The sequence below is a fragment of the Pontibaca methylaminivorans genome (genome assembly GCF_900156525.1).
Lineage (GTDB): Bacteria > Pseudomonadota > Alphaproteobacteria > Rhodobacterales > Rhodobacteraceae > Pontibaca > Pontibaca methylaminivorans.
In genome coordinates this window covers 1,290,536-1,311,975 of the sequence record NZ_FTPS01000001.1, presented here as the reverse complement: position 1 = coordinate 1,311,975, position 21,440 = coordinate 1,290,536, and the positions used below count along the sequence as shown (strand labels likewise).

Genomic DNA, 21,440 nt, shown 5'->3' with positions numbered 1-21,440 from the left:
TGAGGTCTCCGCGCTTCCCGCCTTCGCTGCACGACTGTCGGCCCGATGCTGTTCCGGCAGGCATGCCGCCAAGTGGGCACATCCCCGCGCTGAAAGGTGTCAGCTCCGATGCTCCATAGACACCGATGCGGGTTCCGGGCGGCCCTCGGACACCGCCCGATTCGTTTCCGGTTCCGGCTGGAATGCGGTGCGCGGGCCCCGGGATGTGCGATGCGGCTGACCGCTCCCGGGCGGGGCGTCGGCATATGGGGTCATTTCGCGCCCGGTTTTCGCAACGTTTCGATTTCGCGCGCGGCGAGCGAACCGCCGGGAGCCCGCGCCGGCTGTTCCCGCAAGGGGTCGATCCGGCCGCCGCAGAACGAACGCGCTGCTGTCGCGCAGGGGAAAACAGTCAAACGGAGCGGAGAATGCGCCGTAATCCGGCCGGTAATGAGGGCTGCACAGGCGGATGACCGTCCTTGCGCCCCGGCGCGCGGCCACGGGAAAGGGTGCCCGGGCCCGTGCCTACGACATCCGCGATCATTGCCGCCGGGCCTGCGGGCCGGTGCCGGTCAGCCCGGGGCGCGCAGGGCGGTGATCGAATGCGACGACACCGTCTGCCCATTGTCCAGGAGCAGATACACGTCACCCCCGTCAATCTGCGCCTCGACGACGCGGCCGAAGGTCTCGGCCGGGTCGGATGCGATCACCTCGCCGCCGCGATGGCTTTCGACCGTGAACCGGTAAGTGCCGCGGGGGAGCGGCTCGCCGTTTTCATCGACGCCGGCCCATTGTACCGGCTCGCCCGTGGTGGGAATCGCAACCCGCTGGACCTCGCGGTCCTGCGCGTCACGGACGACAAGGAACGCCTCTTCGGCCAGTTGCGGCGGATCGGGAAAGAGCGTGATCGGGCTGCCGTCGAACCGGACCGGGCTTGCGCTGCGTGCCTCCATCCCGACCCAGCCGCCAAGCGCGGCGAGATTCGCAACCGCCATCTGGCTGACAAGGGCGTCCAGCGTATCATTCGTGCGCAGCTGTTGTTCAACCATGGAAAACTGCGCGAGCTGGGCGGCATATTCCGTCGAATCGATGGGTTTCAGCGGATCCTGATAGCGCGCCTGGGTGGTCAGCATCTTCAGGAAGGTCTCGAAATCCGCGCTGAGCGTATCCGATCTTTCGTCGCTGCCGGTGCCGGTTCCGCGCGGATAGGCGGAATTCGATACATTGGCGATCGCGTCGGGTGAAATCATGGAATCAAAGCCTCAGGTCGAGCCCGTCAGCCGACGGGCGGATGAATGTGAAAACCTTTGGCGCCTCGTCCGGTGCCGGTGGCGGGCGGTCGGGGAACGCATCCTCTCCGCGGCGGCCCTCTCGCGGATCCGCTCCAAAGCTGAAACCGACCTCCGCATAGCCAAGCTCCAGGAATTCCGCCGCCAGTTGATCGACATGGCGGCGAAGCAGGTCGAGCGTTTCCGGGCGATCCGCCAGGACCGAAACATTCACTCCGCTCCCGTTATGGGTGATCGTCATCCGCACATGGCCGAGTTCCTGCGGATTGAGGGTGATCTCCATGCTGCGGGACGGCTGGCGTATGAGTATCTCGATGGCCTGCACGGTCTGCCGGAGCGCGGCTGGACGGGCCGCCATGTCGGGCGGATCGGCCGCGGCAGGCGCAGCGCCTGGAGCAGGGGATGCGTCCGCCGGCCTTGCACCCACCGCGGGCTCGGCCTCCGCACCCGTAACCGTGACCACAGTGGGCGTGGCGCCGGTGGTGTTGCGGGCCGGCGGTGTGGGGGCTTCGGGTTCCGGCCGCGTGGAGTGTACCGCCGGCGCCCTGATATCCGGCTCCCCGGAGGGATCTTCCGGGACGCTTCGCAATCCGGCGGCATTCGGTCCGGTCTCCGCCGGGGTCTGCCCGCTTGCCGTGTTCGCCATCGTGTTCGCCATAACGTCGCGTCCCGCCCCTATCGGCGGGGGCGGCTCGCCGGGCGCCTCGGCTGCCAATTCGCCCTCGACCTCCGGCATGTCCTGATCGGCGGCGGCCATGTCCTCGGTCTCGACCGGTTCGGCTTCCGCATGGATCAGCTCGAACGGCATTTCAGGCGGAGAATCGGACATATCGGCAGGCTGGCCGCTCCCCGCTGCTGAATTATCGCCAATCAAATTTATTGCGAGTGCCAGCATATCGCGCCCTTTGAATGATTATCGGCATGATGGCGGTCAGGAGTTACCGATATTTTAACCGCTGACAGAGAAGTTTCCGAATATATGAAAAATTTGGAGCAAAGCATGACTGTTTCCGTATCCTTGACCGCGCTCTCTCCACCGCCCGCTCCCAAGGCTCCAGCGCTTCGGGAGGCGGCCGCGGCACTCGAGGCCCTGTTTCTTGCCGAAATGCTCGAATCGGCAGGCTTTGGCGAGGCCCGGGACGCATTGGGCGGCGGCGCCGGAGAAGAGCAGTTCCGTTCCGTCCTTGTGCGCGCGCAGGCCGAACATATTGCGCAAAACGGCGGAATCGGCCTGGCCGAATCCATTTTCCAACAAATGATGGGGCGCAATCATGACGAAAATTGGACCTGATCAAGTGATTTTTCGGCTGGATGCTCTGCTTGACCAGGAGAAGGCGGTGATCCTGGCGGGAGAACTCGAAAGACTGGAGGGAATTGCGATGGAAAAGCTTGATCTGATTGAAAATTCAACAGCCACGCTGAGTGACTCTCCGCGCCTTGCCGAGCTGCGGCGCAAGGCCGCGCGCAACGATGTTCTGCTTCAGCAGGTCGCTGACGGTATCCGCGATGTTGCCAGGCGCATGGGTGCGATGGCCGATGTGCGCAGCGGCCTGAAAACCTATGACCACACGGGGAAGAAAATGCAGAATATTTCCGTGACCGCAAGGTCCGTGGAAAAGCGTTCATAACCGATTTTATGAAAAAGCAAGGTAGTTTCAATTTTGCGCAGAGGGCGGATCGCTCTAATGTCGGACTGTCGAGAGCACTCATGATCGAGTGGCGCGATTCCGACAGGTCATCGCAATTGTCAGAATGACATGAGACCGCCCCGGTCAGGGCGAAACCGGTGAAAATCACCTATTGAAAGGACTGAATCATGTCGAGTATTCTGACAAACAACGGCGCAATGGTTGCTCTTCAGACCCTGAAGGCAATCAACAACGATCTGACGAAGACGCAGAACGCGATCTCCACCGGCAAGGATATCGCCCAGGCAAAGGACAACTCTGCCATCTGGGCCATTTCCAAGGTCATGGGCTCCGATATTTCGGGCTTCAAGGCCGTGTCCTCGGCGCTTTCGCTTGGCGAATCCACCGTTGCCGTCGCCTCTGCCGGAGCGGAACGTATCGAAGAACTCCTCAGCGAGATGAAGGAGAAGGTCGTTGCCGCCACCGGCGACAACGTCGATCACGGGAAGCTGAACACCGACGTCGAGAAGCTGAAAAGCGAGATCGAATCGATCATCAGCGGATCGCAGTTCAATGGCAAGAATCTGTTGAACACGGCCGGCGGCGATCTGGAGGTTCTGTCGTCCATCGACCGTGACGGATCGGGAACCGTCACCGCGGCAACGATCACGGTCGAAAGTGTCGATTTCGAGGCCTCGCTCGACCTGAGCGATGTCGACGTTTCCGATGCTGATGCGGCGCGTCAGTCGATCGTCGCGCTGGAAGCGCATATCCAGACGGCAATCGACGGGGCCGCTGCCCTTGGTGCCGCGGCAAAGCGCATCAACAACCAGAACGTCTTTGTCGGCAAGGTCATGGATGCCATGAAGTCCGGTATCGGCGCGCTGGTCGATGCCGACATGGAGGCCGCCTCGGCGCGTCTCCAGGCGCTCCAGACCCAGCAACAGCTGGGCGTTCAGGCGCTGTCGATCGCCAACCAGGCGCCGATGACGATCCTGTCGCTGTTCCGTTGAACCTGAGGCGGGGCGCTCGCGGGCGCCCCGCTCTTTCCTTGTTCAGAAGAAGTGAGGACGAAACGTGAACGCAATTTCCCAGGCACGGACCGCCTATTCATCGACTGCGGCGCCGACCAAGACACCGCGGGCCGTCGAATACGAGGTCGTGGCACGTGTCACGAACCGCCTTCGGCAGGCGGCCGGCACCATGCAGAACGATTTCGCCGGTCTGGTTCAGGCGCTTTACGACAACAACGCGCTCTGGACGATTTTTGCCGCCGCCGTGTCGGATGCCGATAATGCCCTTCCGGCGGAATTGAAGGGACGGATTTTCTATCTCGCCGAGTTCACCCGCACCCATACAAGCCGGATCCTTGCCGGCGAAGCCGAGGTGGACCCGCTGCTCGACGTCAACGCGGCGATCATGGCCGGATTGCGCGGCCAGGGGGAAGCAGCATGAGCGGCCTTGTTCTTACTCTGGCTCCGAAAGAGCGTGTGCTGGTCAACGGCGCCGTGATCGAGAACGGCGACAGGCGCAGCCGCATTTCGGTCCTTTCGCCCCGCGTGAATATCCTGCGGATGCGCGACGCGATCCACCCGGACGATGCAAACACCCCCGTCCGGCGCGCCTGCTATGCGGTGCAACTTGTCCTGTCCGGCGACACGGATCCGCAGGCGGGCCGGTTGCCGGTGCTGCGGCAGATCGAGGAATTGAGCCAGGTCTTCACGGATCCGGACAGCCGCACCGCCCTTTCGGGCGCCACGGATGCCCTGACCGAGGACAATTATTATGGCTGTCTCAAGGCGTTGCGCAGGCTTCTTCCCCGCGAGCAGCGCCTGATGGCGACGGGCGTGCGGCCATGACTTATCAGCCCGTCATAGCCGGCACCGGCATTGCAGGCTGGAAGTTTCTCCAGCGCACATATGATGCACAGTTCTCTGCCTTCAAAAAGTCGTCGGCGGTGGTTCGCGACCTCGACTATTTCAAGGAAGAGATCGGAAATATCACGACTGCCGCCGATCTGGTGGGCAACCGGCGGCTTCTGTCAGTGGCCCTGAGCGCCTTCGGTTTGGAAAACGACCTGAATAACCGGTATTTCATCCAGAAGGTGCTTGAGGACGGAACGAAGGCCGAAGATTCCCTGGCGAATCGACTGATGGACGGGCGTTACAACAAATTGAGCGCGGCCTTCGGCTTTGGTCCAGGAGAATCGGTCCGGACCTCCGATCCCGAGGCGATGGCAGAGATCATCAGTCTTTATCGCATGGAGCGGTTCGAATCTGCCGTTGGCAATGTGGATGATGTCATGAGGATCGCGCTTTTCGCCGAGCGTGAACTTGCCGATATTTCCGCTGCGCCGATCAGTGAAAACGCAAAATGGTTTACGGTCATGGGGTCGCCGCCGCTGCGAAAGATGTTCGAGACCGCTCTTGGCCTTCCGGCGGCCTTTGGCAAGCTTGATATCGACAGGCAACTGGACACCTTCAAGGACAAGATGGCGAGGTTCATGGGTGATTCGAGCATTTCACAATTCGCCGAGCCGGAGGCGCGGGAGCGCCTGACCACGCGGTTCCTGGCTCTTTCGCAAGTCAAATCCGCCTCCATGGCGGCCTCCCCCGCCGCAAACAGCCTGATCCTTCTGCGCGGCTACTGAATGATCCCGGCGCCGCTCTCCTCCTGCCGCAACAAGGCACCGCGCGCGGGCCCCCGCGCCGTGATTGCCGCAGCAGGATGGCTGGATCGACCCGGCATGTGCCAAGAAGCTGGTCCGGCAGGCCAGCAGCCGAAACGAACAGGCCCTCGGGGACAGGCTGCCCGGTTGGTTTCGGTCCGGACGGATCGGCCGAGCGCCTTGAGCCGGAACGGCTATACGCTTCATCTTCCGGTCGGCCAAAAGCCTCTGTCGGTCGGCCCGCCGACAGAAAACATGATCGCATCGTTACACGGCCGGGAATGTTGGATCGGTCGGCTGATGGAGCAATCGGACCGGTTGTCGGCGGGTCGAGCAAGTGACCGGCCGCGCGCCCAAAGGGGCGAACCAGTATCGCATGGCCAGGAAGTGCGCCCCGGTAAGCAATGCCGTCGTTCACCGACTGCGAAACGGGGTGGCCGGTGGCCCATTGGCTGGCCAAGGCGGTTCGCCGTGCTGACAGAGGTTGACCGGTATTCTTTTGTTCCGGCACCTCGGGACAGGTCGATGCAACCGCTCGCCCAGCAAAGCCGATCCGCCTGCGCTGGACGTCCGGCAAGGTCCCTGCCTGCCCTGGGCGCGCCTTTTCGCGGTTGGGGGCACAGACTTGGCGACCCGATGCAACGCGCATTGATCCGTGGGTCATCAAGGGCGCAATGGACCGGCCTTTTGATGCCTGCATTCGCAACATTCTGGGCCCGAAGACCAGCCGCCCTGGGCGTGCAAGACGTGCGCGGCTTTCCTGTTATGGTGAGTGGCAAAATTGTCGAGGATGACAACAGTGCCGGCGGGATCTCCCATCTGCAGCGTTGCTCGCCCGACCCGAATCCCATCGAGCAGATATTTCCGAAACTGAACGCCTGCCTTTGGCGGATGGCGCGAAATGTGTGGCAAGGGCTGCGTCGTGTTCCGTGCCGCCGGGAGCCGGATCGAGGACTTGTGATGCCGTCAACCGCGCGACCCGGTGCAGTGCCGGCGGAAGCTGCGCTTGAGCAGGTCCAGTTCGGCCCGGAGCAGGTCGACCTCGGCTTTCAGGCTCTCCGCTTCGGGCGGGTCCGCGATGATGACGAAATCGCCGAGCGGGGTATTATCCTTGGCGTCGAGAATCAAAAAAGTCTGGATGCCGGAGGTAAGGGCCGCGGGCGGAATGCGGATCGCCAGATGCCATTCTCCGGCGGCCTTGCCGGCAGAAAGCGACACGCCATCGACGGGCCGACCGTGGTGCACCACGCGGATGTCGGGGGGGGCGATCCTCGGGCGCCCGCTCGATCAGCCCCTCCCAGACACCGTTGCGCAGGCAAATCTTTGTCAGGCTCAGCGTCGACATCGGGTTTCTCCGGTCATAGGGCCGCCCTGCGATGCCGGGACATGGACAGGTCCGGAATGGCGATCCCGTTCATCGCCGGTGATTCGAATATCAGGTCGAGCCAGAGCTCCTCGACCCGTTTTTCGTTTATCCGGGAATAGGCGAGGTCAAATTCGGCGCATTTTTCCGCCCCTTCCGCGGGCAGTTCCTGGAGGATCTGCTCGATATTGGGCCCGTGCCGGATATTGAGCCGGGCAAAGATGCGCAGCGGCTGCTCGGACTCGATTGCTGTCTCAATGCGGACAAGATGGTTGCGGCCAAGATTGCGGGCCGCGCTTTCGGGCAGGTTGACCACCAGCGACAGAAATGTCCCGCCGAAACCGAATATATCCAGTTGCAGCCCGAACGGAGCGCGGCCCTCGCCGTCAGGGTGGCGCAATTGGCGCAGGGAAAATTCGGGCTCCGGACAGTCGTGAAACAGGGTGATCCCGTTTCCGAAGCCGGTTCCGGTCGGGCTCGCGACCAGTCCGGCGATTTCGAGCGGGGCGCGCCACGGGTCCGGGCGCCAGAACCAGTCGGTCCCGTGCGGCAGCGGCGGCTGCAGCGCGTCAAAGCCAAGCGCGGCGAGGCCCTCTTCGGAGCGGCACAGCAGGCGGTCAAGCTGGGCGCGCAGACGGCGCGCGGCGGCCTGCCGCCGGTTCAGTTCGGAAAGCGGAACACGGGGCACATGTTTTGCGGCCCGACGCCAGCGCCGCAATTCCCGCTTGTAAAACAACTTATCCAGTGCCCGGTTCATCGCGGCTGATCACTCTGGACAGGAACAGATAACTGGGTGTTCCGGGGCCGGACCCGGCCCTCGGAACCGTGCGGGGACCGTCGGGGTCAGAGATCCATGTAGATGTGTTTTTCCTCGGCCGCGCCGGGATGGGTCACGGCGCCCTGATAGGTCGGGCCGACAAGCCGGGCATATTTCCACAGCGCGCCGCTGGCATAGAGGGTCTCGCGCGGGCCCTTCCAGTCGGCCTTGCGCGCCGCCAGTTCGGTTTCCGACAGGGCGACGCTGATCTCGCCCTTGACCGCGTCGATGGTGATCTCGTCGCCGTTGCGAAGCAGGGCGATCGGCCCGCCCTGCGCGGCCTCGGGCCCCACATGGCCGACGCAGAGCCCGCGCGTGGCCCCCGAAAAGCGCCCGTCGGTGATCAGGGCGACCTTTTTGCCCATGCCCTGGCCGGACAGCGCCGCGGTGGTCGCCAGCATCTCGCGCATGCCGGGGCCGCCGGCCGGGCCCTCGTTGCGGATCACGATGACCTCGCCCGGTTCATAGGCGCGCTGCTTCACCGCCTCGAAGGCGTCTTCTTCGCATTCGAACACGCGCGCCGGGCCGGTAAACACGGTTTCGGCCGGGTTCATTCCGGCCACCTTGACGATGGCCCCTTCGGGCGCAAGGTTGCCCTTCAGCCCGACGACACCGCCGGTCTTGCTGAGCGGCTTGTCGACGGGATGGATCACCCGCCCGTCGGCCTCGCGTTCGATCATGTCGAGCTCTTCGCCGATGCTGCGCCCCGAGGCGGTCAGGCAATCCTCATGCAGCAGACCGGCGCGGCGCAGTTCCTTCATGACGACGGGAACGCCGCCGGCCTCGAACAGATCCTTGGCGACATATTGTCCGCCCGGTTTCAGATCGACGAAATAGGGCGTGTCATGGAAGATGTCGCAGACATCGCCGAGGAAAAAGTCGATTCCCGCCTCATGGGCGATGGCGGGAAGGTGCAGCCCGGCATTGGTCGAACCGCCGGTGCAGGCCACGACCCGGGCAGCGTTTTCCAGCGCCTTGCGGGTCACGATGTCGCGGGCACGGATGTTCTTTTCCAGCAGGGTCATCACCGCGCGCCCCGACGCCTCGCCATACTGGTCGCGGCTCTCATACGGGGCGGGGGCGCCCGAGCTGTTCATGAGCGCAAGCCCCATCGCCTCCGACACGCAGGCCATGGTGTTGGCGGTGAACTGGCCGCCGCAGGCCCCGGAGCTCGGGCAGGCGACCCGCTCGAGAATGGCGAGCGCCGCTTCCGAGAGGGTACCGTTCTGCTGGTGGCCCACGGCCTCGAACAGGTCCTGCACGGTCAGGTCGCGGCCGATGTATTCGTCCGGGATCACACCCGGCATGTCGGGCGCCCGGCCAGGCAGGATCGAGCCGCCATAGATGAACACCGAGGGCACATTGAGCCGCACCATGGCCATCATCATCCCCGGCAGGGACTTGTCGCAGCCGGCCATCCCGACCAGCGCGTCATAGCAGTGCCCGCGCATGGTCAGTTCGACCGTATCGGCGATGGCATCGCGGCTTGCGAGGCTCGAACGCATTCCCTCGTGCCCCATGGCGATCCCGTCGGTGACGGTGATGGTGGTGAATTCGCGCGGCGTGCCGAACCCCTGTTTCACCCCCATCTTGACGGCCTGGGCCTGGCGGCTCAGGGCGATGTTGCAGGGGGCGGCCTCGTTCCAGCAGGTGGCGACGCCGACAAAGGGCTGATGGATCTCTTCCTCGCTGAGGCCCATGGCGTAGTAATAGGAGCGGTGCGGAGCATGTTCCGGCCCCTCGGTCACGTGGCGGCTGGGCAGTTTGCTTTTGTCGAAATCCCGCTTGAGCATCATCGCTCCCCCTTGTCGTCAACTGGCCCTGCAATAGCCCTCCCCCCCGCGCCGCACAAGGCGCGAATGAGCAGGCATCGGCCCTCAGGATTGACGGCCGGGCATCCGCCCCCCAGTTAACGCAGGTCGATGAAACGCGCCCGGTGCCCTATTGTCACAGGACCGGCGCGAGGAGCACGGGAAAGGAATGACCGATGGCCCGCAGCAGGCCCTATGGCGCGCATGACCGGCTGACCGCCCCGCTGCGGCCCCGCGCGCAGATATGGCGGTTCCTGCTCGGGCTCGGGCTGATCGGGGCGGTCACCTTCGCGCTGAACCGGGGCCTTCTGACGCTGCTGCTGGCCCTGGACGAGCCCTTCTGGAGCGCGGCCCTGATCGGAGGGCCGGGAAACGCGCCGCTCCCGCTTCTGGTGATGCTGGGAAGCTTCGGCTTCGTGACCATTGGGGTCTGGATCGCGCTGCGCCTTGTTCACGGGTATCGGCTGCCGGGTATCCTGGGCCCGCTGCCGCCGGCGCTGCGGCAGTTCCGGGCGGTCATCATGGCGATGCTTCTGCTTGGCGCGGCAATCGCGGTGCTGCCGCCCTATCAGACGCAGGAACTGGCGCAGAACCTGCCGCCTGGGCGCTGGCTCGCGCTGCTGCCGTTTTCGCTTCTGGTGGTGCTGGTGCAGGCCAGTGCCGAGGAAATCCTGTTCCGCGGCTACATGCAGCAGATGCTGGCGGCACGTTTCGCCAGCCCGCTGATCTGGATGGCGGTGCCCACGGTGCTGTTTGCGCTGGGCCATTACCAGCCCGCGGTGGCCGGGGGAAATGCCTGGCCGATCGTGCTCTGGGCCGGGATCTTCGGACTCCTGATGGCGGATCTCACGGCGCGGGCGGGCACGCTCGGCCCGGCGATCGCGGTTCATTTCGTCAACAATGCCACCGCGCTGCTGCTGGTGTCGCTGCCCGACAGCATGAACGGGCTTGCGCTTTACGTGGTGCCCTACGGCATGGCCGACGCGGAATTTCTGCGCCAGGGGCTGGTGGGCGACTTCGCGGTGGTGGTCCTGACCTGGCTGGCGGCGCGGGTTGCGATCCGTCGCTGATTGCATTCCCGCCGCTGCGGGAGTAACTGGAGCCGTCTTTTGCCGCACAGGGGCCCGAAGATGAACTGGATCTCCAATTACGTCCGCCCGCGCATCAACTCGATCTTTTCCCGTCGCCGCGATACGCCCGAGAACCTGTGGCAGAAATGCGATTCCTGCGGCACGATGCTGTTTCACCGCGAGTTGAGCGACAATCTGAACGTCTGCACCAACTGCGGGCACCACATGCAGATAAGCCCGCGCAAGCGGTTCGAGGCGCTGTTCGACGGGGGTGTGTTCACCGAGATCAGGGTGCCGCTGCCGGTGGCCGATCCGCTCCAGTTCCGCGACCAGAAGAAATATCCCGAGCGGCTGCGCAACGCCCAGAAGACCACCGGCGAGAAAGAGGCGATGCTGGTCGCCAGTGGCGAGATCGGGCGCACGCCGATCATCGCCGCCGCACAGGATTTCAGCTTCATGGGCGGATCCATGGGCATGTATGTGGGCAATGCGATCATTGCCGCGGCCGAGGCGGCGGTGAAGCAGAAATCGCCGCTGGTGCTGTTTTCGGCCGCCGGCGGGGCGCGCATGCAGGAGGGGATCCTGTCGCTCATGCAGATGCCCCGCACCACCGTCGCGGTGCAGATGCTGAAGGAAGCGGGCCTGCCCTATATCGTCGTGCTGACCCACCCGACCACCGGCGGCGTGACCGCATCCTACGCCATGCTCGGGGATGTGCAGATCGCCGAGCCGAACGCGTTGATCTGCTTTGCCGGCCCGCGCGTGATCGAGCAGACCATCCGCGAGACCCTGCCCGACGGATTCCAGCGGGCGGAATATCTTCTGGATCACGGGATGCTCGACCGGGTGACGAATCGCAACGACCTGCGCGAGGAACTGATCACGATCACCCGCATCCTCATGAGGCTGCCGCCCCCGGTGCGCGGCGATCTGCCCGCGCCCGGCGACGGCGAGGCAGAGACCGCCGCTGCGGATGCCGGGCCGGACTCCACCGTTTCTGCCCCGGCTCCGGCCGCGGCCCGGAAAGGCAAGGCGACATGAACGCACCCGTTGATGCAAGCTCCGATCTCATTCTTGAGCGGATGATGACGCTGCATCCCAAGATCATCGACCTGACGCTGGATCGCATGTGGCGGCTGCTCGGGGAGCTCGGCAATCCGCAGGACCGGCTGCCGCCGGTGATCCATGTCGCCGGCACCAACGGCAAGGGCTCGACCCTCGCGATGATCCGCGCCGGACTCGAGGGGGCGGGGCTTCTTCCGCATGTCTATACCTCGCCCCACCTGGCGCGGTTCCATGAACGCGTGCGTCTGGCCGGCAAGCTGATTTCCGAGCCCGATCTCATGGCGGTGCTGGAGGAATGCTATGTCGCGAACGGCGACGTGCCGATCACCTTTTTCGAGATCACGACCTGCGCCGCGATGCTCGCATTTTCGCGGGTGCCGGCCGATTACACGCTGCTCGAGGTCGGGCTGGGCGGGCGGCTCGACGCGACCAACGTGATCCCCGCGCCGCGCCTGACCATCATCGCGCCCGTGTCCATGGATCACGAACAGTTCCTTGGCGACACGCTGCCCGCGATCGCGGGAGAAAAGGCCGGCATCATGAAGCCGGGCGTTCCCTGCGTCATCGGCGCCCAGGTGCCCGAGGCGCTTGCCGTGATGGAGGCGCGCGCGGCCGAGATCGGCGCGCCGCTTCTGGTCCAGGGGCGCGACTGGCACGTGGCGCGCGAGGGCGACCATGTGGTCTATCGCGGCCCCCGGGGCAGCCGTATGCTGCCGATCCCCAATCTGCGCGGGCCGCATCAGATCGGCAACGCGGGCATGGCAGTCGCGGCGCTCGAGGTGCTCGGCCTCGGGGAGGATGCGGTCCAGGCGGCAGTGACGCGGGCCGAATGGCCGGCGCGGATGCAGCATCTGACCGGCGGCGCGCTGGTCGACATGGTGCCGGGAAACGAGCTCTGGCTGGACGGGGGGCACAACCCGGCCGCGGGCGAGGCGATCGGCGCCCTGCTCACGGAACTGCCGCCGCGCCCGACCTGGCTGGTCTGCGGCATGCTGAACACCAAGGACAGCGGCGGTTTCCTGCGCCCCTTCGTGTCTCATGCGGCGGGGCTCGTGGCGGTGCCGATCCCGGGCGAGCCGAACAGCCTGCCGGCCGGGCAGGTGGCGGGGATCGCCCGTGCGGAAGGGCTTGACGCCGAGGTCGCGCCGGATGTGCGCGCGGCGCTCAGGCTGCTGCACGGGCGCGACCCCGCGGCGCGGATCCTGATCTGCGGCTCGCTTTACCTGGCCGGTTCGGTGCTGCGCGAGAATATCTGAGCGGCAGTCATGGTTGCCCGGGTCGGGCCGGGGCGCTGCCCCGGACCCCGGGATATTTCCGGCCAGAAGATGGCCCGGGGCAGGAAGTCAACCGGGCCAGTCGTCGGCCTGCATTTCGCGCAGCCGCGAGACGGTGCGCTGGAATTCGAAGGCGCCTTCGCCTTCGCGGTAGAGCGATTCGGGTTCATCCTCGGCCGAGGCGACGAGGCGCCGGCGCCCCTCGTAAAGCGCGTCGATCAGGGTGACGAAACGCCGGGCCTCGTTGAAGTTCGAGCGCGACAGGCAGGGGATGTCCTCGAGGATGAGCAGGTCGACCGATTCGGCGATGGCGAGGTAGTCGGCGGGACCGAGCGGTTTGGCGCAGAGATCGTAGAAGCTCGCGCGGGCGATGCCGTCGCGGAATTCGGGCAGCACGATGTCGCGCCCCTGCACCGCGATCCGCCGGGGGGCGCTGCCGCCGCCCGTGAGATCCTGCCAGAGCGTGTCGATCGCGGCGCGCGCCCTTGCATCGGCGGGGGTGAAGTAGCTTTGCGCCCCGGCGGTGCGGCCGAGGCGGTGATCGGTCGGGCTGGCCAGTTCGCGGATTTCCATCCGCTCCTTCAGCAGGTCGATGAAGGGCAGGAACAGGTGCCGGTTGAGCCCGTCCTTGTAAAGGTCGTCGGGCGGGCGGTTCGAGGTGGTGACGATCACGGTGCCGGCGTCGAACAGGGCCTGGAACAGGCGGCCGACGATCATGGCATCGGTGATGTCGGTGATCTGGATTTCGTCGAGCGCGAGCAGACGGGTTTCAGCGGCGATCCGGTTCGCGACCGGGACGAGCGCATCCGGTGTCCCGCTTTGCCGGGCGGATTCGAGGGCCGCGTGGATATCCTGCATGAAGGCATGGAAATGGATCCGCCGCGCCGGGATGGTGTCGAGCGATCCGACGAAGAGATCCATGAGCATGGATTTACCGCGTCCGACCCCGCCCCAGAGATAGAGCCCCCTGGGCGGCGCGGCGCGCCTGCGGAACAGGCCGCGTTTGCGGGGCTGCGCGAGTGCGGCGCGCAGGCGCTCGAATTCGGGCAGGACGGCCAGCTGCGCCGGGTCGCGCGTCAGGCGCCCTTCGGTCAGGGCGGTTTCATAGAGGGCGGCGAGCGTGCTCATGGGGTGAGCCATAACCGAGAGCGATTCCCTTGGGAAGCCGTCGGGCGCCGGGTGCGCGCGGGCCTGCGCCCGGCCCGGCAGAACCGCGCGCGGCGCTTTCGGCGGGCGGGCGGCACTTGCGCAGAGAGTGCCGGCAAGAACGGTTGCAGCAGGAGAATGTGCTTCTTATATACGCCGGGATGCCGGAGGGTCATGGCACCGGATCGGCAATGTCAGCGGGGCCCCGGCGCCAAAACGGGCTCGGGCTTCGGGTTATCGCCTTGAAAAGTGAAGGGATCAAAAGGAATGGCTAAAGTTATCGGTATCGACCTCGGCACCACCAACTCCTGTGTGGCCATCATGGATGGCAGCCAGCCGCGGGTGATCGAGAACTCCGAGGGCGCGCGCACCACCCCCTCGATCGTCGCCTTCGCCGAGGATGAGCGCCTGGTCGGCCAGTCTGCGAAACGGCAGGCAGTCACCAACCCGGAAAACACCATCTTCGGCGTCAAGCGCCTGATCGGACGGCGCATCGGCGACCCGGCGGTCGAAAAGGACAAGAAGCTCGTACCCTTCGACATCGTGGACGGCGGCAATGGCGATGCCTGGATTTCCGCGCGCGGGGAAAAATATTCGCCCTCCCAGATTTCCGCCTTCATCGTCGGCAAGATGAAGGAGACCGCCGAGAGCTATCTTGGCGAAGAGGTGACGCAGGCCGTCATCACCGTTCCCGCCTATTTCAACGACGCGCAGCGGCAGGCCACCAAGGACGCCGGCAAGATCGCCGGGCTCGAGGTTCTGCGCATCATCAACGAACCCACCGCCGCGGCGCTGGCCTATGGGCTGGACAAGACCGAAAGCCACACCATCGCGGTCTATGACCTGGGCGGCGGCACCTTCGACATCACCATCCTGGAAATCGACGACGGGCTGTTCGAGGTGAAATCGACCAACGGGGACACGTTCCTTGGCGGCGAAGACTTCGACATGCGGATCGTCAATTACCTGGCGGACGAGTTCAGGAAAGAGAACGGCGTCGATCTGACCAAGGACAAGATGGCGCTGCAGCGGCTCAAGGAAGCCGCCGAGAAGGCCAAGATCGAGCTGTCGAGCACGAACCAGACCGAGATCAACCAGCCGTTCATCTCCATGGGCAAGGACGGCTCGCCCCTGCACATGGTCATGAAGCTGACGCGGGCCAAGCTTGAAAGCCTCGTGAGCGACCTGATCGCGAATTCGCTCGCCCCCTGCAAGGCTGCGCTCAAGGATGCCGGGCTTTCGGCCAGCGACGTGGACGAGGTGGTTCTCGTCGGCGGCATGACGCGGATGCCCAAGGTCGTGGACGAGGTGAAGAAATTCTTCGGCAAGGAGCCGCACAAGGGCGTGAACCCCGACGAGGTCGTGGCCATGGGCGCCGCGATCCAGGCCGGCGTGCTGCAGGGTGACGTGAAGGACGTGGTGCTGCTTGACGTGACGCCGCTGTCCCTGGGGATCGAGACGCTGGGCGGTGTGTTCACTCGCCTGATCGACCGCAATACCACCATCCCGACCAAGAAGTCGCAGATCTTCTCGACCGCCGAGGACAACCAGAACGCGGTGACGATCCGGGTGTTCCAGGGCGAGCGCGAGATGGCCGCCGACAACAAGCTGCTTGGCCAGTTCAACCTTGAAAACATCCCGCCCGCGCCGCGCGGCATGCCGCAGATCGAGGTGACATTCGATATCGACGCCAACGGCATCGTCTCGGTCGCCGCGACCGACAAGGGCACCGGCAAGGAGCAGAAGATCACCATCCAGGCGTCGGGCGGGCTTTCCGACGAGGACATCGAGCGCATGGTCAAGGAGGCCGAGGACAACGCCGAAGCCGACAAGGCCCGCCGCGAGCTGGTCGATGTGCGCAACCAGGCCGAGAGCCTGATCCACTCGACCGAGAAATCGCTGGAGGAGCATTCCGACAAGGTCGATCCGAGCACCGTCGAGGCGATCGAACTCGCCGTGGCCGCGCTCAAGGAGGAAATGGAGACCGACAAGGCCGACAAGATCCGGGCCGGGATCCAGAACGTGACCGAAGCCGCGATGAAGCTGGGCGAGGCGATCTACAAGGCCAGCCAGGAAGAGGCGCAGGCAGACGAGCCGGATGCCCAGGGCCCCGGCGACGACGACATCGTCGATGCGGAGTTCGAGGATCTGGACGATGACAAGCGCAACTGAGCGCGCCACCTGATCTGACAACGGTCGGCCCCGCGACGGGGCCGGCCTTCTTCGTTCCGGCGAGAGGGACAAACCATGTCAAAACGCGATTTTTACGAGGTTCTGGGCGTATCGCGCGGGGCCGAGGCGGCCGAGATCAAGCGTGCCTATCGCAGCAAGGCAAAAGCTCTGCACCCGGATCACAACAGTGACAATCCCGATGCCGAGGCGCAGTTCAAGGAAGTCAACGAAGCTTACGAAGTTCTGAAGGACGCCGAAAAGAAGGCCGCCTACGACCGTTTCGGCCATGCTGCCTTTGAAGGGGGCATGGGCGGCCGGGGCGGCGGGCCCGGTTTCGGCGGCGGCGATTTCTCGTCGGCCTTTTCCGATGTGTTCGACGATCTGTTCGGCGATTTCATGGGCCAGAGGGGCGGGCGGCGGCGGGCAACCCGCGGCGCCGACCTGCGCTTCAACCTGCGCGTCACCATGGAAGAGGCGTTCTCGGGCATCCAGAAGACCATCAATGTGCCGACGGCGGTGGCCTGTTCGGCCTGCAACGGCACCGGCGCCGAGGGCGGCGGCGAACCCGCCACCTGCCCGACCTGTTCCGGCATGGGCAAGGTCCGGGCGCAGCAGGGCTTTTTTACCATCGAGCGCACCTGTCCGACCTGTTCGGGCATGGGGCAGATCATCAAGAACCCCTGCAACACCTGTGGCGGGCAGGGCAGGGTCGAACGCGACCGCGCGCTCAACGTCAACATTCCGCCCGGTGTCGAGACCGGCACCCGGATTCGTCTTTCGGGCGAGGGGGAGGCCGGGATGCGCGGCGGGCCGCCCGGTGACCTTTACATTTTTGTCGAGATCGCGCGCCACGAACTGTTCGAGCGCGACGGGATCAACCTTTACTGCCGCGTGCCGGTCAGCATGACCACCGCCGCCCTCGGGGGCACGATCGAGGTGCCGACCATCGACGGCGGGCGCGGACGGATGCAAATCCCGGCCGGCAGCCAGTCGGGCCGGCAGATGCGGCTGCGCGGCAAGGGAATGCCGCCCCTGCGGGGGAACGGTGTCGGCGACATGTTCATCGAACTCGCGGTCGAGACCCCGGTGAACCTGACCGCACGGCAGAAGGAACTGCTGCGCGAATTCGATGCCATGGGCGAAAACAACAACCCCGAATCCAAAAGCTTCTTTTCGTCGGTCAAATCCTTCTGGGACAGCATGAAGGGCTGACCCGGGTGCGGCAGCGCGATGGCGTGGCGGCGGAGGTTAACCCTTCGTTCAGGTGTGGTGTGCGACGCTGCGCGCATGATGAGCCGCCGATCCGCCTTTTCCGATGCCGCGCCCTCGCTCTTTGCCCATGATGCGGCACCCGTTGCGGCGCCGGCCGGCGGGCGCCTGCCCTCCTATATCGCCGACCACCGCCAGCGCCTGCGCGAGCGGTTCCGCGACGGCGGGGCAGCGGCCATGCCGGATTACGAACTTCTTGAACTTGTGCTGTTCCGTTCGATTCCGCGGCGCGACGTCAAGCCGCTCGCGCGGGCCCTGCTGGATGTGTTCGGTGATTTCAACCGCGTCATCACCGCCCCGCCGGAACGTCTGCGGGAGGTCGGCGGCATCGGCGATGCGGTGGTGACCGACTTCAAGATTCTGGAGGCGGCGGCGCAGCGCATGGCGCGGGCGCGGATCATGCAGCGCCCCGTTATTTCAAGCTGGGATGCGATCCTCGATTACTGCCACACCGCCATGGCGCATCGCGAAACCGAACAGGTGCGGGTGCTGTTTCTCGACCGCAGGAACCGGCTTATTGCCGATGAGGAACAGGCAAGCGGCACGGTCGACCATGTTCCCGTCTATCCGCGCGAAATCGCCAAGCGCGCGCTGGAACTCAACGCCTCGGCGCTCATCCTCGTTCACAACCATCCCTCCGGCGATCCAAGCCCCTCGACGGCTGACATCGACATGACCGAGCGGATCCGCGCCGCCTGCGAGGTGCTGGGCATCACCCTGCACGACCACCTCATCATCGGGAAATCCCGCGAGTTGAGCTTCCGCGCGGAGGGCTATCTGTAAACCGCCCGGGCGCATCGCGGGGAAGGGGGCAGGGCCGGTCGCGATCAGGAACATGCGCCCGACCTCGTGCATTTCGCCTTATGCGGCCTGGCGACGGTCGGGCCATCCATCCGCGTCGTTCAGCGGAAGGCCGGAATGCACGCAGCTTCCGCCGGTGCCTCACCCCTTGCGGATCAGTTCAGGCGCCCGTGGCAGTGCTTGAATTTCCGGCCGCTGCCGCAGGGGCAGCGGTCATTGCGCCCCGGGTTGCCCCATGTGGCCGGGTCGTCCGCGTCAAAGCCGTTCATGGCGGCGTCATCCGCGGCGCCCGGCTGTGCCTCGCCCACGTTCTCCTGCTGGGCGCGCGCGGCGGCGGCCTGCCGGTTCAGATCGGCCTGCTGGGCGGCCAGCCGGGTCAGCATCTCGCGCTGTTCCTCGTCGGACAGCGGGCGGATCCGGGCCAGTTGCCGCGTGACCTCTTCGCGCAGGTCGTCCAGAAGCGAGCCGAACAGCTGGAACGCCTCGGACTTGTATTCATTCAGCGGATCGCGCTGGGCATAGCCGCGGAATCCGATGACCGAGCGCAGATGTTCCATGGTCAGCAGATGTTCGCGCCATTTGCTGTCGATGGTCTGAAGCAGAACCTGCTTTTCGATGTTGCGCATGTTCTCGGGGCCGAAGGCGGCGGCCTTCTGGGCCATTTTCTCGTCGACGGCCCGGGACAGCCGTTCGCGGATGTCCTCGTCGTCGACCCCCTCTTCGGCGGCCCATTCGACAATCGGCACGTCGACGCCAAGCAATTCGGTCGCCTGCGCCTGCAGCCCTTCGGTGTCCCACTGGTCGGCATAGGTCTTGGGCGGCATGTGGGCGGTCACCAGATCGTCGATGACCTGATGGCGCATGTCGCGGGCGATCTCTGACAGATCCTGCGCGGCCATGATCTCGCGGCGCTGTTCAAAGATCACCTTGCGCTGATCGTTCATCACGTCGTCGTATTTCAGCACCTGCTTGCGCATGTCGAAATTGCGCCCCTCGACCTTGGCCTGCGCGCGTTCCAGCGACTTGTTCACCCAGGGGTGAATGATCGCCTCGCCTTCCTTCATGCCGAGTTTCTGCAGCACCTTGTCGAGCCGCTCGGAGCCGAAGATGCGCATGAGATCATCCTCGAGGCTCAGATAGAAAGCGGTGCGCCCGGGGTCGCCCTGCCGGCCGGACCGCCCGCGAAGCTGGTTGTCGATGCGCCGGCTTTCGTGACGTTCCGAGGCGATCACGTAAAGCCCGCCGGCCGCCAGCACCTTTTCCTTTTCGGCGCCGTGTTCGGCCTCGAGCGCCTTGCGCACCGCAGCCGGGTCGGCTTCGGGATCGTCGGCGAGCGCCTGCATCACGCGCATGTCCACATTGCCGCCAAGCTGGATGTCGGTGCCGCGTCCGGCCATGTTGGTGGCGATGGTGACAGCGCCAAGACGGCCCGCATCGGCGACGATCTCGGCCTCCTTGTCGTGCTGGCGCGCGTTCAGCACGCTATGGGCGATCCCGGCCTTTTTCAGCAGCTTGCTCAGTTCCTCGGATTTCTCGATCGAGGTGGTGCCGACCAGAACCGGCTGCTGGCGGGCATGGGCCTCCTCGATCTCGCGGATGATCGCCTCATATTTCTCGGTCGTGGTGCGATAGACCTTGTCGTCGTCGTCGATCCGCGCAACCGGCTTGTTGGTCGGCACCGTGATCACGCCAAGGCCATAGATTTCCTGGAATTCCTCGGCCTCGGTCGCGGCGGTCCCGGTCATGCCGGCCAGTTTGTCGTAAAGGCGGAAGTAGTTCTGGAAGGTGATGCTGGCGAGCGTCACGTTCTCGGGCTGGATCGGCACGCCTTCCTTGGCTTCGATCGCCTGATGCAGCCCGTCCGAAAGCCGCCGCCCCGACATCATGCGGCCGGTGAATTCGTCGATCAGCACCACATCGTCGCCGCGCACGATGTAATCCTTGTCGCGCTGGAACATCTTGTGCGCCCGCAGCGCCTGGTTCACGTGGTGCACGATCGTGGTGCTTTCGGGGTCGTACATCGACTGATCCTCGGGAAGGAGGCCCTGCCGGTGCAGTTCCGTCTCGAGGAATTCGTTGCCCTCTTCGGTCAGGGAAACGACCCGGGTCTTTTCGTCCTTTTCGTAATGCTCGTCGGTCAGCAGCGGGATGGCGGCATTGATCGCGAGATAAAGGTCCGAGCGGTCCTCCGACGGGCCCGAGATGATCAGCGGCGTGCGCGCCTCGTCGATCAGGATGCTGTCCACCTCGTCGACGATGACAAAGTTATGATGCTTCTGGAAAATATCCGCGAGGTCCGATTTCAGGTTGTCGCGCAGGTAATCGAACCCGAATTCGTTGTTCGTGCCATAGGTGATGTCGGCGCCATAGGCTTCCTGCTTCTGCGCGCTGGTCAGGTCCGAGGCGTTGACCCCGGTGGTCATGCCGAGCATGGCAAAGACCTTGCCCATCCATTCGGCGTCGCGGCGGGCGAGGTATTCGTTCACCGTCACCACATGCACGCCCTTGCCGGTCAGCGCGTTGAGATAGGCCGGGAAGGTCGCCACCAGCGTCTTGCCCTCGCCGGTGCGCATCTCGGCGATGTTTCCCTGATGCAGATAGGCCCCGCCCATCAGCTGCACGTCAAAGGCCCGCAGCCCCAGCGCGCGGCGCGCGGCCTCGCGCACGTTGGCGAAGGCTTCGGGAAGCAGCTTGTCCAGATCCTCGCCGTCGAGCGCGCGCCGGCGCAGATCCTCGGTCTTGGCCTTCAGTCCGTCGTCGTCGAGCTTCTCGAACTCGGGCTCGAGCGCATTGATCTGCGCGACCAGCGGGCGGACCGCCTTGATCTTGCGGTCGTTCGGTGTGCCGAACACCTTTTTGGCAAGAGTTCCGATACCCAGCATGCTTACTCCAACGGATTGTTCTGTTCCGGCGCGTTTCCCGCACCCGCATTGAACATCGCGGGCTTGCCCGCCCCGGTAACAACCCGTAGAAACGAGGGGCGCGATAATGCCGTGTTGCGGGCCACAAGGCGATGTAAGGGCCGGTGGAATAAGTGTCAACGTTGCGCACGGTCGCGATCTTTCAGCAGAGTAAATCTTTTCAACAG

Annotated in this window: 19 protein-coding genes; 12 read left to right on the top strand and 7 right to left on the bottom strand. The window is 64.9% G+C overall.

Annotated elements, in window-relative coordinates; all coding sequences use genetic code 11:
* Nucleotides 1-551: 551 nt before the first annotated feature.
* Together B0B01_RS06485 and B0B01_RS06480 are read right to left on the bottom strand one after the other, a co-directional pair.
* Nucleotides 552-1,229, bottom strand: coding sequence for a flagellar hook capping FlgD N-terminal domain-containing protein (locus B0B01_RS06485; protein ID WP_076648818.1), 678 nt, complete (start codon nucleotides 1,227-1,229; stop codon nucleotides 552-554).
* Between the two features lie 4 nt (nucleotides 1,230-1,233).
* Entirely contained in the window at nucleotides 1,234-2,097 is an 864-nt protein-coding gene (locus B0B01_RS06480) for a flagellar hook-length control protein FliK (RefSeq protein WP_143733016.1), read from the bottom strand.
* 150 nt (nucleotides 2,098-2,247) lie between these two features.
* On the opposite strand from B0B01_RS06480, the gene B0B01_RS06475 reads away from it, so the two are divergent.
* From B0B01_RS06475 to B0B01_RS06450, 6 genes are all read left to right on the top strand, one after another.
* On the top strand, nucleotides 2,248-2,559 hold the full coding sequence (locus B0B01_RS06475; RefSeq protein ID WP_083946071.1) for a rod-binding protein: 312 nt from the start codon (nucleotides 2,248-2,250) through the stop codon (nucleotides 2,557-2,559).
* Complete coding sequence (locus tag B0B01_RS06470; protein ID WP_076648812.1) at nucleotides 2,540-2,896, top strand: hypothetical protein; 357 nt, start codon at nucleotides 2,540-2,542, stop codon at nucleotides 2,894-2,896. Before B0B01_RS06475 ends, B0B01_RS06470 begins: the two co-directional genes overlap by 20 nt.
* A 188-nt stretch (nucleotides 2,897-3,084) precedes the next feature.
* A complete protein-coding gene (locus B0B01_RS06465) occupies nucleotides 3,085-3,909 on the top strand; it encodes a flagellin N-terminal helical domain-containing protein (protein WP_076648810.1) in 825 nt (274 codons plus the stop codon).
* A gap of 64 nt (nucleotides 3,910-3,973) precedes the next feature.
* A complete protein-coding gene (flaF, locus tag B0B01_RS06460) occupies nucleotides 3,974-4,351 on the top strand; it encodes a flagellar biosynthesis regulator FlaF (protein WP_076648808.1) in 378 nt (125 codons plus the stop codon).
* Nucleotides 4,348-4,755 carry a flagellar biosynthesis repressor FlbT gene (flbT, locus tag B0B01_RS06455; RefSeq protein WP_076648806.1) on the top strand — a complete coding sequence of 136 codons (408 nt, stop codon included), beginning with the start codon at nucleotides 4,348-4,350 and terminating at the stop codon, nucleotides 4,753-4,755. Before flaF ends, flbT begins: the two co-directional genes overlap by 4 nt.
* On the top strand, nucleotides 4,752-5,546 hold the full coding sequence (locus B0B01_RS06450) for a DUF1217 domain-containing protein (protein WP_076648804.1): 795 nt from the start codon (nucleotides 4,752-4,754) through the stop codon (nucleotides 5,544-5,546). The genes flbT and B0B01_RS06450 overlap by 4 nt, the downstream gene beginning before the upstream one ends.
* Before the next feature lie 984 nt (nucleotides 5,547-6,530).
* Here B0B01_RS06450 and B0B01_RS06445 read toward each other — a convergent pair.
* From B0B01_RS06445 to ilvD, 3 genes are all read right to left on the bottom strand, one after another.
* On the bottom strand, nucleotides 6,531-6,812 hold the full coding sequence (locus tag B0B01_RS06445; protein ID WP_234967720.1) for a hypothetical protein: 282 nt from the start codon (nucleotides 6,810-6,812) through the stop codon (nucleotides 6,531-6,533).
* 110 nt (nucleotides 6,813-6,922) lie between these two features.
* On the bottom strand, nucleotides 6,923-7,684 hold the full coding sequence (locus B0B01_RS06440; RefSeq protein ID WP_076648802.1) for a DUF6478 family protein: 762 nt from the start codon (nucleotides 7,682-7,684) through the stop codon (nucleotides 6,923-6,925).
* Between the two features lie 86 nt (nucleotides 7,685-7,770).
* Entirely contained in the window at nucleotides 7,771-9,537 is a 1,767-nt protein-coding gene (gene ilvD / locus B0B01_RS06435) for a dihydroxy-acid dehydratase (protein ID WP_076650090.1), read from the bottom strand.
* Nucleotides 9,538-9,731: 194 nt separating this feature from the next.
* On the opposite strand from ilvD, the gene B0B01_RS06430 reads away from it, so the two are divergent.
* The 3 genes from B0B01_RS06430 to B0B01_RS06420 are packed head-to-tail and all read left to right on the top strand — an operon-like array spanning nucleotide 9,732 to nucleotide 12,946.
* Nucleotides 9,732-10,625 carry a CPBP family intramembrane glutamic endopeptidase gene (locus tag B0B01_RS06430; protein ID WP_076648800.1) on the top strand — a complete coding sequence of 298 codons (894 nt, stop codon included), beginning with the start codon at nucleotides 9,732-9,734 and terminating at the stop codon, nucleotides 10,623-10,625.
* 60 nt (nucleotides 10,626-10,685) lie between these two features.
* The gene (gene accD / locus B0B01_RS06425; protein ID WP_076648798.1) at nucleotides 10,686-11,666 is read left to right on the top strand and encodes an acetyl-CoA carboxylase, carboxyltransferase subunit beta; all 981 of its coding nucleotides are present in this window, start codon (nucleotides 10,686-10,688) and stop codon (nucleotides 11,664-11,666) included.
* Complete coding sequence (locus tag B0B01_RS06420) at nucleotides 11,663-12,946, top strand: bifunctional folylpolyglutamate synthase/dihydrofolate synthase (protein WP_076648796.1); 1,284 nt, start codon at nucleotides 11,663-11,665, stop codon at nucleotides 12,944-12,946. The genes accD and B0B01_RS06420 overlap by 4 nt, the downstream gene beginning before the upstream one ends.
* A gap of 87 nt (nucleotides 12,947-13,033) precedes the next feature.
* On the opposite strand, the gene zapE is transcribed toward B0B01_RS06420, so the two are convergent.
* A complete protein-coding gene (gene zapE, locus B0B01_RS06415; RefSeq protein ID WP_076648794.1) occupies nucleotides 13,034-14,092 on the bottom strand; it encodes a cell division protein ZapE in 1,059 nt (352 codons plus the stop codon).
* Between the two features lie 285 nt (nucleotides 14,093-14,377).
* On the opposite strand from zapE, the gene dnaK reads away from it, so the two are divergent.
* From dnaK to radC, 3 genes are all read left to right on the top strand, one after another.
* A complete protein-coding gene (gene dnaK / locus B0B01_RS06410) occupies nucleotides 14,378-16,282 on the top strand; it encodes a molecular chaperone DnaK (RefSeq protein WP_076648792.1) in 1,905 nt (634 codons plus the stop codon).
* Nucleotides 16,283-16,357: 75 nt separating this feature from the next.
* The gene (gene dnaJ / locus B0B01_RS06405) at nucleotides 16,358-17,494 is read left to right on the top strand and encodes a molecular chaperone DnaJ (protein WP_076648790.1); all 1,137 of its coding nucleotides are present in this window, start codon (nucleotides 16,358-16,360) and stop codon (nucleotides 17,492-17,494) included.
* 78 nt (nucleotides 17,495-17,572) lie between these two features.
* Nucleotides 17,573-18,334 carry a RadC family protein gene (gene radC, locus B0B01_RS06400; RefSeq protein ID WP_076650089.1) on the top strand — a complete coding sequence of 254 codons (762 nt, stop codon included), beginning with the start codon at nucleotides 17,573-17,575 and terminating at the stop codon, nucleotides 18,332-18,334.
* A 173-nt stretch (nucleotides 18,335-18,507) separates the two neighbouring features.
* On the opposite strand, the gene secA is transcribed toward radC, so the two are convergent.
* Nucleotides 18,508-21,234, bottom strand: a complete 2,727-nt coding sequence (secA, locus tag B0B01_RS06395) for a preprotein translocase subunit SecA (RefSeq protein ID WP_076648788.1) — start codon at nucleotides 21,232-21,234, stop codon at nucleotides 18,508-18,510.
* Between the last annotated feature and the right edge of the window lie 206 nt (nucleotides 21,235-21,440).